Annotated in this window: 14 protein-coding genes and 2 tRNA genes; 11 read left to right on the forward strand and 5 right to left on the reverse strand. The window is 46.3% G+C overall.

What is annotated here, in order from left to right; genetic code table 11:
• Window positions 1-125 precede the first annotated feature (125 nt).
• Window positions 126-986, forward strand: a complete 861-nt coding sequence (locus tag GN277_RS20130; RefSeq protein ID WP_159752993.1) for a pyridoxamine kinase — start codon at window positions 126-128, stop codon at window positions 984-986.
• 84 nt (window positions 987-1,070) lie between these two features.
• Here GN277_RS20130 and GN277_RS20135 read toward each other — a convergent pair whose 3' ends face one another.
• A complete protein-coding gene (locus GN277_RS20135; protein WP_159752995.1) occupies window positions 1,071-4,124 on the reverse strand; it encodes a glycoside hydrolase family 2 TIM barrel-domain containing protein in 3,054 nt (1,017 codons plus the stop codon).
• A 125-nt stretch (window positions 4,125-4,249) separates the two neighbouring features.
• Between GN277_RS20135 and GN277_RS20140 the strand changes: the two genes are divergently transcribed.
• The 10 genes from GN277_RS20140 (at window position 4,250) to GN277_RS20185 (ending at window position 12,494) form a co-directional block, all read left to right on the forward strand.
• Window positions 4,250-5,056, forward strand: a complete 807-nt coding sequence (locus GN277_RS20140) for a helix-turn-helix domain-containing protein (RefSeq protein WP_159752997.1) — start codon at window positions 4,250-4,252, stop codon at window positions 5,054-5,056.
• A gap of 39 nt (window positions 5,057-5,095) precedes the next feature.
• Window positions 5,096-5,608 (forward strand): hypothetical protein, encoded by a 513-nt coding sequence (locus tag GN277_RS20145; protein ID WP_159752999.1) that lies wholly within the window; start codon window positions 5,096-5,098, stop codon window positions 5,606-5,608.
• Between the two features lie 253 nt (window positions 5,609-5,861).
• Window positions 5,862-7,199, forward strand: coding sequence for an extracellular solute-binding protein (locus tag GN277_RS20150; protein WP_159753001.1), 1,338 nt, complete (start codon window positions 5,862-5,864; stop codon window positions 7,197-7,199).
• Window positions 7,200-7,309: 110 nt separating this feature from the next.
• Window positions 7,310-8,203, forward strand: a complete 894-nt coding sequence (locus GN277_RS20155; protein WP_159753003.1) for a carbohydrate ABC transporter permease — start codon at window positions 7,310-7,312, stop codon at window positions 8,201-8,203.
• Window positions 8,204-8,219: 16 nt separating this feature from the next.
• The gene (locus GN277_RS20160; RefSeq protein ID WP_159753005.1) at window positions 8,220-9,026 is read left to right on the forward strand and encodes a carbohydrate ABC transporter permease; all 807 of its coding nucleotides are present in this window, start codon (window positions 8,220-8,222) and stop codon (window positions 9,024-9,026) included.
• Window positions 9,027-9,189: 163 nt separating this feature from the next.
• Window positions 9,190-11,022, forward strand: coding sequence for a hypothetical protein (locus GN277_RS20165; RefSeq protein WP_159753007.1), 1,833 nt, complete (start codon window positions 9,190-9,192; stop codon window positions 11,020-11,022).
• Window positions 10,995-11,213: a hypothetical protein gene (locus GN277_RS20170; protein WP_159753009.1), complete on the forward strand. Its 219-nt coding sequence runs from the start codon at window positions 10,995-10,997 to the stop codon at window positions 11,211-11,213. The genes GN277_RS20165 and GN277_RS20170 overlap by 28 nt, the downstream gene beginning before the upstream one ends.
• A gap of 149 nt (window positions 11,214-11,362) precedes the next feature.
• Window positions 11,363-11,437 (forward strand) — tRNA-Pro (locus GN277_RS20175).
• Window positions 11,438-11,444: 7 nt separating this feature from the next.
• A tRNA-Gly gene (locus GN277_RS20180) sits at window positions 11,445-11,515 on the forward strand.
• A 31-nt stretch (window positions 11,516-11,546) separates the two neighbouring features.
• Window positions 11,547-12,494, forward strand: a complete 948-nt coding sequence (locus GN277_RS20185; protein WP_159753011.1) for a D-2-hydroxyacid dehydrogenase — start codon at window positions 11,547-11,549, stop codon at window positions 12,492-12,494.
• A gap of 58 nt (window positions 12,495-12,552) precedes the next feature.
• Here GN277_RS20185 and GN277_RS20190 read toward each other — a convergent pair whose 3' ends face one another.
• From GN277_RS20190 to clpX, 4 genes are all read right to left on the reverse strand, one after another.
• Window positions 12,553-13,029, reverse strand: a complete 477-nt coding sequence (locus GN277_RS20190) for a signal peptidase II (RefSeq protein WP_159753013.1) — start codon at window positions 13,027-13,029, stop codon at window positions 12,553-12,555.
• Window positions 13,030-13,042: 13 nt separating this feature from the next.
• Window positions 13,043-13,333 carry a hypothetical protein gene (locus GN277_RS20195; protein WP_159753015.1) on the reverse strand — a complete coding sequence of 97 codons (291 nt, stop codon included), beginning with the start codon at window positions 13,331-13,333 and terminating at the stop codon, window positions 13,043-13,045.
• A gap of 35 nt (window positions 13,334-13,368) precedes the next feature.
• A complete protein-coding gene (locus GN277_RS20200) occupies window positions 13,369-15,072 on the reverse strand; it encodes a S8 family peptidase (protein WP_159753017.1) in 1,704 nt (567 codons plus the stop codon).
• Window positions 15,073-15,171: 99 nt separating this feature from the next.
• A complete protein-coding gene (gene clpX / locus GN277_RS20205; RefSeq protein WP_159753019.1) occupies window positions 15,172-16,605 on the reverse strand; it encodes an ATP-dependent Clp protease ATP-binding subunit ClpX in 1,434 nt (477 codons plus the stop codon).
• Between the last annotated feature and the right edge of the window lie 84 nt (window positions 16,606-16,689).

Below are 16,689 nucleotides of genomic sequence, written 5' to 3' on the forward strand. Positions count from 1 at the left end.
TTTTGATAATCTGGACTTTTTAATCTATCCACTCTGGTGATACCATGTATGAAAGATGAATATTGATGCAGCTTATTACAGCAATATTCCAAGACTACAACAACATATAAGGAAAATAGAACTCTATGACTAAAAAAATAGCAGTAATCAATGATCTATCCGGCTTTGGGCGGTGTTCCCTTACTGCGGCAATCTCCGTCCTGTCGGCAATGGGCGTACAGGCATGTCCCCTCCCCACAGCTATACTGACTGCCCAGACCGGGTATCCCAGCTACTATTGTGACGATTATACAGACAAAATGGAATATTTCCGCAGCGAATGGGAGAAGATGGGACAACATTTTGACGGAATCTATACAGGCTTTGTTGCAGGAGAAGCGCAGATTAGCCAGATTTTTTATTTCCTTGAGACCTTCCAGCGTCCAGACACCTTCCTTCTGGTAGACCCTGTCATGGGTGACGATGGAAAGCCTTATCCATTTTATACGCCTGCTCTCCTTGAACAGATGCATAAACTGGCTTTACAGGCTGACATCATTACACCGAATCTCACGGAATTATGCCTTCTGACAGACACAGACTACCAGTCTCTAATGTCAAAAAATAATTTTTCTGAGCTAATTCAGACAATTCAGGATATAGGGCAGGAATTTTGCAGAAAAGGACCAAAATATGTGATTGTCACAGGAATTCGTTTCCACGACCCAGATAGGATCCAAAAAATGGGCAATCTGCTGATTGACTTAAACGGCTCCTCTCTGTTTTCTTTTCCCTACATTGGCGGCAGCTACTCCGGCACCGGCGACCTGTTCGCCTCCTGTATTGCCGGCGGATGCGCACAGAAGAACTCTTTATCTTCTACAATAGAAAAAGCAGGACAATTCCTGGAGATGGCCCTAATTGACTCCGTCAAAGAGCAAGTACCACGCAATGACGGGGTCAACTATGAAAAATATCTGTCCCTGCTTATACCTTCATCACTTTAAACAAAAATATACAAGATATGGCGAAATTCACTTTTTATAAAATAAAATGCCATATCTTGTATATTTTTTACTTAATGGATCAGTTTATATCCCACAGAACCAGAAGCTAAACTCCATCTTCTTACTCGTATCAAGCAGATACTCTGGATGGGTCTTTGACCCCCAACTGTCGTCTCCCGCAATTCCCATCTGCGCTTTAGAAGCCCGAATTACCGTATAGTGTACCTGTGGCAGTTCAAAAGGATGCATAGCATTCTCAAGTTCATGAGGCGTATAAGGCAGCGCTGAGAAGCACATAGGCCCATTCTCGGACGTCGCCTGAAACCTCATGCCCTGGCCCTTACTGTCTGTAACCTCCGCATAACGCACATCCTCCTTATTCCCACACTCCTGTGGAACAATATACTGCGCCATATTGTCCTCCACCAGATTCTCATAAATTCCAAGCTTTCCACCCATCTTACGGTCCCCATAGGTTTCCGCAGGACCAAGACCATACCACTTCACATGGTTGTAATCTGCATCCAGCTTGAACATCATACCGAATTCTGGCATATCTCCCAACTCTTTGACCGGATCATAGGAAAGAGTGGTCTTCACACGTCCATCCCCAAATACCTCGTATGACACCTGGCACTTGGCCTTTGGTATGGTGCACAGATGATAGGTAAATGACACCGTGGCGCTGTGTTCTCCTTCCTGAGCCTCCAAGAAACTCATCTTAAACAGCTCGTCTCCCATCGCCTTGTCGGTAAGATACATACTGGCAATCTTCCACTGTGCATAGCGGGCTGGCATCTGATTTCCCCAGTCATTATCCACAGGCGCTCTCCAGAAGTTAGGCTTCGGAATGGACCTAAGCATCTCTTTTCCTGCAAATTTATAGGAAACCAATCCGCCTGAAAGGACAGAGAACATTACCTCAAAATGAGTTCCTCTCACACCGATATTGTGCGTACTCCTGATTACCTTCACGCCGTTACTGCATACCTTTTCTGCCTTCTCAATCTGATATACATACTGTCCAAACGCCACCTCATGGCCTTTTTTCGCCCAGATTTCATCCTGTCTCAGATGGAAGGATACGGTAACAGCATACTCGCCTGCCAAAGTCTCCTGGGGAATCGGCAGATTATATGTCTCATTGCCAAGGGGCTCTACATGAGTCTCCAAAACTGCCCGTCTAATTATATGTCCATCCCTTGCCACCGTGACGCGACACTCAAAAATATCCGTATTGACAAACAGGTTCTTATTGATGACCTCTACCTCGGTCCTTCCTACCTTTGCCGTAATATTCTGGTAATTGAATTTAACCTCCTGCATCTTGGGGGAAGCCTCTCGGTTTCCATAGACGATTCCATTTGCACTGAAATTATAATCTGTTGGACGCTCTCCAAAATCTCCGCCGTAAGCTTGGAATTCCTTCCCATATCTATCCTTCTTGCAAATAGTCTGGTCAATATAATCCCAGATAAATCCGCCCTGGTACAACGGCTCCGTATCCGTCAAATCTGTATACTTATGCATCGCTCCACAGGAATTCCCCATTGCATGGGTATATTCACAGCAGATAAACGGTTTACTCCTGTCATTGGCCAGGAATTCCTTAATTCCCTCCACTGGTGTATACATCTGACTCTCCATATCGCTGGTGTCATTATAACGGCGGTCATGGTGCACCCCTTCATAATGAACCAGGCGGTTGGGATCTAACTTCCGGAAAAGCTGCGACATCTCGTAGATGTCCTTTCCGCCGTAAGACTCATTTCCGCAGGACCAGATGAGAATTGACGCATGGTTCTTGTCCCTCTGGTATATGGAATTCACACGGTCAAGCATCATGTCAAGCCATTCCTGTCTGTCATTGGGCACAACGCGGGATTTATCTCCTGTCATCATCGCCGTATCCCAGGTTCCATGGGATTCCAGGTTCGTCTCGTCAATCAGATAGAGACCATACTCATCACAGAGACGGTAGATGAGAGACCCGTCCGGATAATGGCAGGTGCGAATCGCATTGATATTGCTGCGCTTCATCGTCTCAAGATCCTTGCGAAGCTCTGCCTCGCTTACATAACGTCCGCTCACAGAACTGAACTCGTGACGATTCACACCTTTGAATACAATCCTTCTTCCATTCAGAGTCATGATATGGTCTTTCATCTCAAACCTTCTGAAGCCAACCTTCTCCGGTATCACCTCCATAAGCTCTCCGGCGGCATTATAAATCTCGATCGTCAGGTCATAGAGCTTCGGCTCCTCTGCACTCCAAAGCTCAGGCTCGTCCACAGTCCAGGAATGAGAAACCTCCGTCCCCAAGGCCAATTCTTCTTCTATAATCTTGCTTCCATCTTTTGTAAGCCGGATAACCGCCTTTCCCTCTGGCTTTTCTTGGGAAATCATCTCCATACGGATATCAAACGCCGCTTTCTTCAAAGTCTCATCCGGAATCGCGCAAATCTTTAAATCACGCACATGTACATCCGGAACCGTATAAAGATACACATCCCTGTAGATACCTGAGAAACGATAAAAATCCTGATCCTCGCACCAGCTTGAGGCTGTCCATTTGAATACCTGAGCGGAGAGCTTGTTCTCACCCTCCACCAAATAATCCGTTAGTTCAAATTCTGACGGTGTGAAGGAATCCTCGCTGTATCCCACAAACGCCCCGTTCAGCCACAAAGCCAGTCCGCTCTCTGCGCCCTGGAAGGAGATAAAAAGCCGTCTCCCCTTCATCCTCTCCGGTACATTGAAATACTTTACATAGCTTGCCACAGGGTTGAAATACTCTGGTATCTCGCCCGGCTCAATCTCGTCATGCCCTTCCCATGGGTACTGCACATTGGCGTACTGAGGCACGTCGTATCCCTCCATCTGGATATGGGCAGGCACATGGATATCATCCCAATCCTTACAGCAATAATCTGTTTTCTCAAATCCCCTGACTGCGGACTTATAATTTCTGGCATAATGAAACTTCCACAGCCCATTCAGACTCTCCTTAAATTCTTCATAATCTGCCTCCATATCCAATACAGACCCATAGTATCTGTGATCAGAATGTGCGTCAAGTCTTCCGTCACGGAAATACTGAGGGTCCTTTAATTTCCCATAATCGAATTCTCTCTCCATAGCTGCTCCTCCTTACATACTCATGAATAAATTTTCTCTGCATGCCCTTATTATATTACGGATAGACAAAAGAAAGTGTAATATGTTAAACTATATAATATAACTTTTTGAAACAGGTGATTATCATGGCGATACATTACAGAAATTTTCCGGTCATCGAGCCTTTCATCTTCGATTCCATCGGCTGCTGCTGGAGTCAAGACCGCGTACTAAGGCCCAAGGGGTTTCCCCTCTATCATTATCTCCAGACAGAGCAAGGGTGCGGAACGGTCAAAGTCCAGGGGACTGAATACGTCCTAAATGAAAACGAGGGGCTTTTAATCTCTCCATATCTCCATCATTCCTATGAGAGAAACACAGAAGAATGGCTGACCGCCTTCGCCACATTTACCGGTACCATCCACAGCAGCATTGATAAAATGGTGGGAAATAAACCAATTATATTCATAGAGAAGGAGCAGGGAGCTATGATTAGCGCCTTAATCAACGAAATCATGGAGAACTGGGACCTTCTGTCCGCAGATACCCGCGCCCTTTCTCTTAAATGCTACGATTTGCTGATGCATTTTACCAACAGCCGGCATCCCCGCCCCTTGACCGACGAGCCCTTATATTTGCGCTATGTTGCACCAATAATAAAAGAGATTGAAACCCATTACAACTCAGAGCTCACAGTATCTGACTTAAGCGGCAGGGTCTATGTCACGCCCCAATATTTGTCACGCCTGTTCCGGCGTTTTCTCGGATGCTCTGTTTATGAGTATCTGACCACCTTTCGGATTAACAAGGCCAGAGAGCTTTTGGTTTCCAATCCCCGTATGGAGGTGCAGCAGATTGCCGCAGAGACGGGATTTTCTGACGCCAGCCACTTTATCGCCATGTTTAAAAAGATAACCGGCGTTACGCCCCTTGAGTTCCGCAGGCTAAACTGATATGATATGAAAAGTTTTAATTACAGGAGGAAACATACTATGTACAACTATAAAATTGTAGAACAGGTAATACGCAAACCTAAGCCCATGACAGGTTTTCTTCGTACAGTCATGCTCGTTTTTGCAGTAATCCTTCTGCTGCTGGGCATCACAATCTCCCAGGGGTTCATGCTGCCAGGCTTTCTTCTGGTAGTTCTCTACTACTTCTATAATACCTACAGTCAGAAGGAATACGAATATATTCTGGAGGAAAATCATCTCACCATTGATGTCATATTCGGCAAAAAACACCGCAAAGCCGCCCATTATCTGGATATGGAGGCATTGGAGGTCCTTGCTCCCAACTGGCATGACGCTGTGGCCAAATACCGAAAGGAGGGCGGAAGCATCAGACTTACCAAATATGACTATACCTCTTACGAGGAGGATACTCCCTTCTATACCATGATTATCACAGAAAATCGGGAAAAGATTAAGCTGCTTCTGGACTTAAACGAAGATATGCTTATGACCATCAAGCGAAGATATCCAGAACGGGTATTTCTGACATAATAACTACATATCTTGACCTCCTGCCCCAAAGACTGGCGCTATCATCAGAGCGTACTTCTGATTAAAGCCTGCTTTGGGGCTGTTCTTTTTCATAATTATTACCAAAAAAGATGACGCTTCTTGTCGAATCTAATGCAATAGCACTAGACATAGTTGATTTTGCACACTATACGATTGATAATGCAAACTTTTGGCGCGTTTATATTGATATAATACGAGCATAAAGTAATTTATCAAAAGGAGGACAAAGATTATGAAGAAAAAGTTACTTTCAGTATTACTCGTGGGAGCAATGGCATTCTCACTTGCAGCATGCGGCGGCGGTGGCGGCTCCGATGACAGTGGCTCTGGCAGCGGCGGTGATTCTGGTTCTGATGCAGGCGGCAGCTCAGGTGGGGACAAGCTGGTCGTATGGACATGGGATCCGGCATTCAATATTCCGGCAATCGAGGAGGCTGGCAAGATTTACAAAGACACTGTAAACGACAAGTTTGAGCTTGAAGTTGTTGAGACTTTGTCAGATGACTGTGAGACAAAGCTACAGACATGTGCAGAATCCGGTGATTTCGGAACTATGCCGGACATTGTTCTGATGCAGGACAACTCCTATCAGAAGTTCGTTTCCTTCTATCCAGAAGCATTTACAGACCTGACAGACAGCGGAATTGATTTCTCACAGTTTGCAGAAGGTAAGTTAAGCTACTCTACCGTAGACGGCAAGAACTATGGCGTACCGTTCGACAATGGCGCGGTTGTTTCCTGTTATCGTACAGACATTCTGGAGGAGGCAGGTTATTCGATCGACGACATCACAGACATCGACTGGGACAAGTTCATTGAGATTGGTAAAGTAGTTAAGGAAAAGACCGGTAAATACATGCTGTCCGGACAGGCTAACAGCCAGGATATCATCATGATGATGCTTCAGTCCGCCGGCGCTTCCCTGTTTAACGAGGACGGAACTCCGAACCTTGTTGGCAACGATCCGCTGAATGAGTGTATCGATATCTATCAGAAGATGGTAAAAGAAGGCATCTTCTATGAAGTAAATGAGTGGGATGAGTACGTATCTTCTATCACCAATGAGCAGTGTGCAGGAACCATCAATGGTAACTGGATTATGGCTACAATCATGGGTATGGAAGACACAGCAGGTAAGTGGGAGATTACCAATATGCCTAAACTGGTTAAGACCGCAGATGCTACGAACTACTCCAACAACGGTGGTTCTTCCTGGTATGTAACTTCTAACTGCAAGAACACAGACCTTGCTTTCGATTTCCTTGCTAAGACATTTGCAGGAAGCGAAGACCTGTATGCAAACATTCTTCCTACTACCGGTGCAATCGGTACATGGGGACCTGCTGGCGAGTCCGAAGCTTATCAGGCTCCACAGGAATTCTGGAATGACCAGCCAATCTACTCTACCATCGTTGAGTATGCTGAGAAGACACCTACCAACAACACAAGCGCTTACTACTATGATGTTCGTGAGGTTATCTCTACAGCAATCCAGGATATTATGACCGGCGGCGACAAGGAAAAGACCTTAGAGCAGGCTCAGGCAGATGCTGAATTCTATTATGAATAAAACATACCCGGTCTGATTTACGCGATAATATTTTCGGGGGGACCGTATCATGGTTCCCCCGAACTATTATACAAACTACATATAGCTTAAGGAACGAAGGGGGTTTTTCTATGGAACCTAAAAAGAAAGGTATGAGCCTGATTGCGAAGCAGAAAGCCGCCGGCTGGGCATTCCTCACTCCGGCAACTATTATGATCGCAGTCATGAGCTTCTACCCCATGATCAGGGCTTTTATTCTGTCTCTTCAGACAGGTAAAGGTGCCAACTACAGATTTACTGGTTTTTCCAACTATGCCCGAATGTTTGAAGACAGAGTATTTCTTCGGTCAGTGGGAAATACATTCTTCTATCTGGCAATTCAGGTGCCGATCATGCTGGTGCTTGCAATCCTGCTGGCACAGCTTCTGAACAACAAGGATCTCCGGTTCAAAGGATTTTTCCGGACCTGTGTATTTCTGCCTTGTGCAACGTCATTGGTTTCCTATGCGATTATTTTCCGTTTCCTGTTTGCACAGGATGGACTGGTTAATAATGCATTAGTCAAGATTGGACTACTGGATCAGGGTTATAATTTCCTTGGAACTGCTTGGTCGGCAAAGATGGTAATCATAATCGCTCTGATTTGGAGATGGACTGGATATAACATGGTATTCTATCTTGCAGGACTTCAGAATATTGAGTATTCCGTATATGAGGCAGCAAAGATCGACGGCGCCAACGGCTGGAAGACCTTCTGGGGAATCACAGTACCGCTTTTGAAGCCAACGATTATCATGACCTTTATCATGTCCATCAACGGTACTTTGCAGTTGTTCGACGAGTCTGTCAACCTGACCAACGGCGGACCCGCCAATGCGACAATTACAATGTCCCATTATATATACAATACCTGTTTCCTGCGTGCCCCGAATTTCGGTTACGGAAGCGCCATGGCATTCTTCGTATTCATTATAGTTGCTATCTTAGCATTTATTAATCTGAAAGTAGGTGATACACGTGACTGAGAAAAAGAACAAATCTATGATTCAGCGCAGGCTGATTCCTACCTACATATTTTTGACGATTTTTTCTATCATCTCAATATTTCCGTTCCTGTGGATGATATCTGCTGCCACGAATAACTACATCGACATCTCAAAAGGACGTCTGATGCCTGGTTCTTTTGCGGCAGAGAATTTCCGGAACCTGGTTGCTCAGCAGCCGCTGGCACGTGCGATGACCAACTCCTTCGTTTACGCCATCTCAGTGACGATTATCTGTTTGTTTATCTGTTCACTGGCTGGTTACGGATTCGAGGTTTACCATGACAAATGGAAGGATAAATTATTCTCCATCTTGCTGCTTGCGATGATGATTCCTCAGGTGGCAACCATGATTCCATTGTTCCAGATGTTTTCCAAGGCAAAACTTCTGAACACGACAATCGGCTTCTTCCTTCCTATGATTTCAACGCCGTTTATGATCATGATGTTCCGGCAGAATGCCCGTGCATTTCCGGTTGACATCATCGAGGCAGCAAGACTTGACGGGTTGACCGAGATTGGAATCTTCTTCCGCATGTTCTTCCCAACCATGAGGTCTACGTATGCGGCGGCTGCGGTTATCACCTTCATGAACGCATGGAATGCGTATCTGTGGCCAAAGGTAATCATGACAGACGGTAAGTCATTGAACATGGTTATGTTGATTGCCAATACCATTGGCGGTTACAAGATTGACTATGGTATGATTATGATGGGCGTATTGTTCTGCTCTATTCCTACGATGATCGTATTCTTCGTATTGCAGAAGCAGTTCGCAGAAGGTATTACCGGCGCTGTTAAATAATTAACTGAATGATTATAGCTTACGGATGTCCGGCATGTTTTCCCGCACAGGCGGGCATACATGCCGGATATATTATTAACCGGCTCACAACCATATGCTTCCCAAATCCTACGGGGGATGCCCGTGTATTGTGGCCTATAACAATGATAGGAGTATTTTGAAAATGAGTGAATTTATTCTTAATGTAATCCACCGTCCTGAGATGGTTCCAGAGTATTCTGCAACCGTCACAGGACACGGCAAAGAGGAGGATATTGGAGACAAGAAGCTTCTGACGGAATCTTTGGATATCTTCAAGACCCAGCAGAGGCTTGCCCATGAAAATGGGTTGAAGGTTACGATTCACATGACCTATGCCGCGCTTTTTAATGCGGAGGCTGTGGCAATCGCCAAAAACGACCATGAGGCATACGGGGACGAGATTGCCCTGTCCCTTCTTGGGCTTCCCTGTGAGGAATTCCGTGAAAAGTATAAGACTAAGGACTTCTGTATCTGGATGTTCTCTATGGAGGACAAGAAACGGATTGTGGACGACGTGTTCGGCAAGTTCCACGATACCTTTGGCTTCTACCCTGAATCTACCGGTTCTTACTACATGGATGCAGATTTGACCAACTATATCAAGGAAGCCTACCCTTCTGTCAAATGTGCCATTGCAACCTGTTGGGAGGAGGGCCCAAAAGCATATCATACCTGCAACAACTCCTGGTATACGCTTTTCGACGGCGGCCCGTGGGCGCCCTGGATTCCCTCTAAACAGAATACCCACGCACCCGCTTCAGACGAGTCTGAGGACAGCGGTATCGTTGCCATCCCCCACTTATCCAGAGATCTTCTGGCATGTTATGACGGGAACGGCTCGAACTTCGGCACCCATCCCCAGAATGTACTGCGGGGCATGATTTATGATACAAAGACCTGGGAATTCCCCTATCTCTACAATCTGATTGACCAGTATAGGGCACAGGAGAAGTATAATAACGGATATGCCTACAATATGATGTTCGTTGGACCTGGCTGGATGAACAAAATGGGACGGTGGGAGGCGCCTTACGAGCTTCTGCTGAAATCCTACTCGGACGGATGTAAGTATTACGGTGATTTGAAGAAAGAGGGCAAGCTTATTGATATGACCATGTCTGAATTTGCTGACTATTACCGGAAGAAAAAAACCTACAAAGAGCCGGAATGTGCGCTCTGGCGAGATATCCTCTATGGTTCTGACAAGCAGGTGTTCTGGTATACCGACCCCTATATGAGAGCCGGCGTCAGCATGGACCAGGGCGGCGCAATCTTCGATCTCCGTCCTTATGCCGCGAAGCTTAAGTGGGAGGTGGGCATCGGAACAAAGCATGTGCAGGATGCCTCTTATCCCTTCTTAATTCAGGAGAAATATCGGGCAGGATATTTTACCCACTATGCGGGAGAGGGAACCATACGGAGTGCGAAGCTAAGCTATCAGGGTGAGGAGGTTGACCTGTGCCTGTGCCGTACCAAGGCCCATTTCTCACAGGAGGGAACGACCAGGGTTCTGACACTTGACCCTGTGACCATTGAATTTGCCGACCTGTCCCTGACGTTGCAGACCAGGGAATATTTTGAGGAGGGAAGCGGCTCTATTAAGATTGAGCGTACTGTCCTTGAAATGAGCAATCCAAAGGCTCAAGTCGAACTGAATGAGTATATGGTGGCTTGTTACGGGACGACGGAATATCCGGAGGATATGACGGGGATTACGCTGACCTGTGAAGGCGCCGAGACGAAAACGATTGCGTATGAGTACCGCTGCCGTGAGGAGAGCCTTAACGGCGCGTCCGCTGTTTCCGCCGTGATTCCGGCCATTGAGACAAAGGTTTCTATGACTGCATCTGCCGAAGCAAACGGGTATGTCAGGGAAGGATATGCGTTCTCACCTATGTTTACGCTGGGATATAAGAAAAATATAAGGGATAAGGAGATGTTTGCGACATGGCTCAATCTGGAAAAGGCAAATTAAATTATAGATGTCCTTCCTGTTTTATGCGGGATCTGGATATTGATATGTTTTATGATAAGGATAAGAAGGAGTATTACTGTATCCGATGCCAGTATACTGGGACTGAAGATGATGTGCTGGCGAAAAACGAGATGGTACGGACGCGGTATGGGGCGATGAATATTAGGTATACGAAGTTTGATTTTGACTAGGACAGATTCTAAAAGAGAGGTCATGGTATTTCCAATATTAAACCTCTCTTTTTTAATAATTTTTTAATTCATACTAAATTAGCACTTGATATTTCTTCCAAAAGATGTTATTATAGAACACGGTTAAAGAATTAACAAGAATATTGTATCGGGGTGTGGCTCAGCTTGGCTAGAGCGCCTGGTTTGGGACCAGGAGGTCGCAGGTTCAAATCCTGTCACCCCGATAACCATGCGGGTGTAGTTCAATGGTAGAACACTAGCCTTCCAAGCTAGATACGTGGGTTCGATTCCCATCACCCGCTTTTTTATGTTTTATTTTCAGGAGGGCTTCTGATGAAGATTGTATTCTTAGACGTCAAGACAATCGGTGAAGATATTGATTTGTCCGGCTACGACCGGTTAGGCCAGGTGGTAAAATACCCCTTCTCCACTCCCGCCCAGGTTCCTGATCGGATTGCGGATGCAGACGTTATTGTCCTTAACAAAGTACGGATTGATGCCGAAACCGTGGGAGACGCCCCGAAGCTGAAGCTGGTCTGCGTAACCGCCACTGGAACCAATAATCTGGACAAGGAATTTCTTGACAAGCGCAAAATTGCCTGGAGAAATGTGGCCGGATACTCTACGGAGTCCGTGGCGCAGCATACATTTGCCATGCTGTTCTATTTACTGGAAAAACTGCGATACTACGACGATTACGTAAAAGACGGGCGTTACGCATGTGATACGTCATTTACCCACTTTGAAGAACATTTTTATGAATTGAACGATAAGACCTGGGGAATCATCGGACTCGGCAATATCGGAAGACGGGTTGCGTCTATCGCGAAAGCCTTTGGCGCCCATGTAATCTATACCTCCCCCTCCGGCAGTCCTAAACAGGAGGGATACTGTCAGGTAGATATGGATACTCTGCTTGCCTCCTCCGACATCATATCCGTTCATGCCCCGCTAAATAAATATACCGAGAATTTGATTAATGCCGCTGCATTTAAGAAAATGAAGAAATCCTGCATCTTTCTGAATCTTGGCAGAGGACCGATTGTGGTTGAAGATGAGCTTGCCGAAGCTCTTGAACAGCACGAGATTGCCGCCGCAGGGCTGGACGTGCTCTGTACAGAGCCCATGAGTCCCCAAAACCCTCTTCTTCAGATGAAAGACAGCAGAAGGCTGTACATCACCCCTCATATAGCCTGGGCCAGCGTAGAAGCCAGAACACGGCTGATGAAGATTGTTCTGGGACAGATTCATGAATTTTTCGACATAAAGCACAGCAATTAAACATAAAAAACACTCAGGAATATAGACTGTATTAAGGTATCCTATATTCCTAAGTGTTTTATTTTTTCGTCTTATCTCTATGCAATACCACCGAAAACATCTCCCCTGCCATCACCAGCACACCGCCGCAGACAAGATAGATATCCCCAAGATTCGCCGTAATCCTTCCAAGAAACTTCGTCTTAGTTTTGAATCCGATATAGTCAACCACCTTCCCCTTTGCCAGCCTATCAAAGAGGTTGCTCGCTGCACCGGCGCTCACAAGGGCCATTCCCAATTTTTTTACATAGCTCCTCTTTTTCGCAAATGTGAGAAAATCCCACGCCAGTACTCCTGCGCCGGCAAACACAGACATGCCTCTCACAGCCTTTGGGCGCTCGTCAAACAGATTAAGCAGAAATCCCCTGTTATAGACTTTCCGGAGAACAAGCCCTCCGCCTGGGAGTTTCCTTTCTTCTCCCTGGTTCAGCTCATCCTCCACCCATCTCTTAATCATCACATCCGCGCCCAGCAGTATTGCAAATATCACCAGCATAACGGAGAACATCCTATATCTCCTCTTTGATCTTTACAATCTGTTCTTCCTGCTTCTCAATCTCCTCCTCACGCTTCTCCACCTCTTCACACAGGGAAATGTACTCCGTATCGTCTACCTCGCCCTTCTGAAACTTTTCATAGACCATGCGTCCGATATCCCTTAAGTCCCTCTCATTGGCACGCTTCATAGAACGGATATCGCTCTTAATCTTCTGAATCTCCAGCGTATCCTCCGCCTTCTTACTAAAATCACTTGCCGTATCTGAAATCTTCTTTCCCAGTTCACCAAAAAAATCTGCCATTTTATCTTCTCCTTTTCTCTTTTCTTGTCTGTCTGCTACAACTGACGCAAAATATCCAAAGAGCGGTACAGGTTCATGGCCCCATATCCCCACTCTCTGTTCGGGCTCTCCATTCCCGGCCTCTGCTCTGCGCCAAGTAAAATGATGTTCCGAATCTGGCTGGAATTGACCCCCCAGGCCTCCGTATTGTTCAGAACCCACTCCATCAAAAGCGCCGCAGCCCCAGTGGCAATTCCTGCCGCTACGCTAGAGCCGCTTCGCACCACGAATTCATTGTTAAGCCCTGCACCGGACACCAGAACGCCAGGGACAGCATAATCCGGCTTTACCCTTCCATCTCTAGTATACCCCCTGCCGGAATTAATATCAACTGATTTATCCACCCCATTATAGAATGCAACCGTCATTGCCACCAGACTGCTTCCTGGCTCTGCCAGCGTCGTATCCGGATTCGCCTCTAAGAAATACACCTCTCCGGTGAGAAATTCTTGAACCGGAAGCCATATATGGAACATTCCGTCAGAACGCCGCACAGGTTTTACACTAATCTTCCAAATACCCGACGCAGGATTCCTAATCCGCATAAAAATCAATTGTGAATCATTATTTTCCAGAAGCAGTCGGTATTCTACCTCCACATCTGTCTTATCAAACACAAAGGTTTCTCGGTATTCACGCCCCTGCTTTAGCGTAATGTATCCTGTCCGTTCTCCGGAGGGTGATGTAAACGCAACAGTCATCACATTGGGAACAGTCGTCCACAACTCCGCTACAAAGCCCTCTACCCCTTCTTCCACACGTATCTCGGCATCCACAGTCTCATCCATACTTCCAAGCTGCCGTGAAAAATGATGCCTGTGTACCGCACCGTTTCCCGCGCTGATTACGACGCTTCTATTCAGCACCGACGAATAGGCATCAAGCATGTTAGACAGAAGGGAAGTCCCATTATGCCCTCCCAGGTTCGTTCCCAGCGCAATACACAGAACCAGCGGCATGTTCCTTTTGCGGGCAAGGTCATTAATATATTTCATGGCCAGCATGATATCATTTTCCTGAAAACATTTTGCGTCCTGACGAATAACATAAAAATCCTTCAAGTATGCTTTTGCAGGCTTTAACTTTACCACCGCAAGCGTCGCCTCTGGCGCGGCTCCAATAAAACGGTGCTCAAGATCTGCATTTCCCGCCGCTACGCTGGCGATAAACGTACCATGCCCGTCCGTATCCATGCTTGGCACAACCTCAAGGGGATTTTGTGAACGCAGCGCCTCATTAATCATTTCCTCTGTATATTCACTTCCGTAATCCAGTCCCTCCGGAAAGGGACCGTCCTGTATAGTCTGGTCCCAGATGCCTGCAATTCTTGTAGAACCGTCAATATTTTGAAAAAGAGGATTCCGGTAATCAATCCCTGTATCCAGGATACCCACCATCACGCCATTCCCCTGAAGATTAAGCGTCGGATAACTCTGAACCACACTGATTCCCGCCTCATCCATGGCCTCCAAATCCATCAACTGATAGCAGTTTGGAATGGAATTATAGCGATAATATTCCAAAGACACAGGGTCTGTCAGGGTCTTATCCACATAGATGGCCTGAAACCCAAAATCCATAGACTGGACGCATGCCCTCGCCCGTTCCGCCTCCTCTGATGTGATTTCTCTGTAAATTGGGGCAATAAAATCAATAAAATCCTCCGACATAATCATCCTTCGGCAGGTTTCTCTATCCATAACCAAAACACCTCATATACTTTTTTCTAAGTATATGAGGCCTTCCATCCATTCTAGTACTCCTTCTTCATTCCCGAAAATCATTATAAGACACAACGTCTATGGCAAATCAGCGCCGGTAAGCCGCGGCACCTCCTGGCCCCTTAGCATAATTAACGGCCCGCCCGTACCTTCTATGTATTCTTTGGTAATCGTCACCTGTCCGATATTGTCATCCTTTGGAATTTCAAACATAATATCCAGCATGAATTCCTCAATAATCGCCCGAAGAGCCCTTGCGCCTGTATCCTTTTCAACAGCCTTCTTTGCGATTGCAAAAAGAGCGCCCTCATCAAAAGCAAGCTTCACCTCATCCAGCGCAAGCAGCTTCTGATACTGCTTCAATATCGCATTCTTTGGCTCCGTCAGGATCTTCACCATCATTTCCTCGCTTAAGCCCCGCAGGGTAAATACAACCGGAAGGCGCCCCAAAAACTCCGGAATCATGCCGAAATTGCGCAAATCCTCGGTGGTTACCTTCTCAAGAATCGTCTGGTCCTTATTGTACCGATCCTTAAGCTCTGCCCCGAACCCAATGGAAGACTGCTTCGTCAGCCTCTCCTTAATAATCTTATCCAGATCGGGGAAGGCGCCGCCGCAGATAAACAGGATATTCTTTGTATTCACCGTGGTAAGAGGCACCATGGCATTCTTACTGTTGGCCCCTACCGGCACCTCCACGTCGCTTCCCTCCAAAAGCTTCAGCATCCCCTGCTGGACAGACTCCCCGCTTACATCCCTCTGGTTAGTATTCTTCTTCTTAGCAATCTTGTCAATCTCATCAATAAAGATAATTCCCTGCTCAGCCTTCTCCACGTCATTGCCTGCCGCGGCCAGAAGTTTTGAGACAACGCTCTCGATATCATCACCAATATACCCTGCCTCTGTCAAAGACGTGGCGTCCGTGATGGCAAGGGGAACATCCAAAAGCCTCGCCAGCGTCTTAACAAGATAAGTCTTACCACAACCAGTAGGTCCGATCATCAGCATGTTGGATTTTTCAATCTCAATCTCATCCATGGTATCCGTGGCTACACGTTTATAATGGTTGTAAACTGCCACAGAAACAGCCTTCTTTGCATACTCCTGCCCTACCACATACTCGTCAAGCTTACCCTTAATCTTATGGGGCGCAGGAATATTTTGAATGTCAATCAGGGGCTTTTTCTCCTCCCCCTCCTTCTTCTTCTTAATCTTCTGCTTCTTGGGGACATGCTGCTCCATGTCAGCCATATTGAAAATCTGCACCCCCGGAATGTTCATATTCATCAACTGGCTGTAATCAACCTGACCGTTCATCATTGCGTCAAAGCTTTTCTGCATACAGTCACTGCAGATTGAGATTCCATTCGGAAGATCGATCATCTTACCTGTCGCAGTCTCCGGACGTCTGCACACAAAACAGATCTTCTCATATTCGTCCTCATGCTTCTTCGTATCCTCCACCTGTCCTTCTCCCACTTTCTCTATATTGTTCTTATCCTGCTCGGACATCTTGCCTTCCCTTCCTTCTTCTGTAGCGCTAAATATTATGTCATGGTATCAGCCAAATTCTTACAAATACTGCCCTCTACCACA

Origin of the sequence: Sporofaciens musculi, assembly GCF_009830285.1 — a bacterium.
Classification (GTDB): Bacteria; Bacillota; Clostridia; order Lachnospirales; family Lachnospiraceae; genus Sporofaciens; species Sporofaciens musculi.

Excerpts from the sequence above, each read along its gene's own strand:
- GN277_RS20145 (WP_159752999.1), top strand. The coding sequence starts at position 5,096 with ATGTACAACTATAAAATTGTAGAACAGGTAATACGCAAACCTAAGCCC.
- GN277_RS20155 (WP_159753003.1), top strand. The coding sequence starts at position 7,310 with ATGGAACCTAAAAAGAAAGGTATGAGCCTGATTGCGAAGCAGAAAGCC.
- GN277_RS20140 (WP_159752997.1), top strand. The coding sequence starts at position 4,250 with ATGGCGATACATTACAGAAATTTTCCGGTCATCGAGCCTTTCATCTTC.
- GN277_RS20170 (WP_159753009.1), top strand. The coding sequence starts at position 10,995 with ATGGCTCAATCTGGAAAAGGCAAATTAAATTATAGATGTCCTTCCTGT.
- clpX (WP_159753019.1), bottom strand. The coding sequence starts at position 16,605 with ATGTCCGAGCAGGATAAGAACAATATAGAGAAAGTGGGAGAAGGACAG.
- GN277_RS20150 (WP_159753001.1), top strand. The coding sequence starts at position 5,862 with ATGAAGAAAAAGTTACTTTCAGTATTACTCGTGGGAGCAATGGCATTC.
- GN277_RS20200 (WP_159753017.1), bottom strand. The coding sequence starts at position 15,072 with ATGGATAGAGAAACCTGCCGAAGGATGATTATGTCGGAGGATTTTATT.
- GN277_RS20135 (WP_159752995.1), bottom strand. The coding sequence starts at position 4,124 with ATGGAGAGAGAATTCGATTATGGGAAATTAAAGGACCCTCAGTATTTC.
- GN277_RS20130 (WP_159752993.1), top strand. The coding sequence starts at position 126 with ATGACTAAAAAAATAGCAGTAATCAATGATCTATCCGGCTTTGGGCGG.
- GN277_RS20185 (WP_159753011.1), top strand. The coding sequence starts at position 11,547 with ATGAAGATTGTATTCTTAGACGTCAAGACAATCGGTGAAGATATTGAT.
- GN277_RS20165 (WP_159753007.1), top strand. The coding sequence starts at position 9,190 with ATGAGTGAATTTATTCTTAATGTAATCCACCGTCCTGAGATGGTTCCA.
- GN277_RS20190 (WP_159753013.1), bottom strand. The coding sequence starts at position 13,029 with ATGCTGGTGATATTTGCAATACTGCTGGGCGCGGATGTGATGATTAAG.
- GN277_RS20195 (WP_159753015.1), bottom strand. The coding sequence starts at position 13,333 with ATGGCAGATTTTTTTGGTGAACTGGGAAAGAAGATTTCAGATACGGCA.
- GN277_RS20160 (WP_159753005.1), top strand. The coding sequence starts at position 8,220 with ATGATTCAGCGCAGGCTGATTCCTACCTACATATTTTTGACGATTTTT.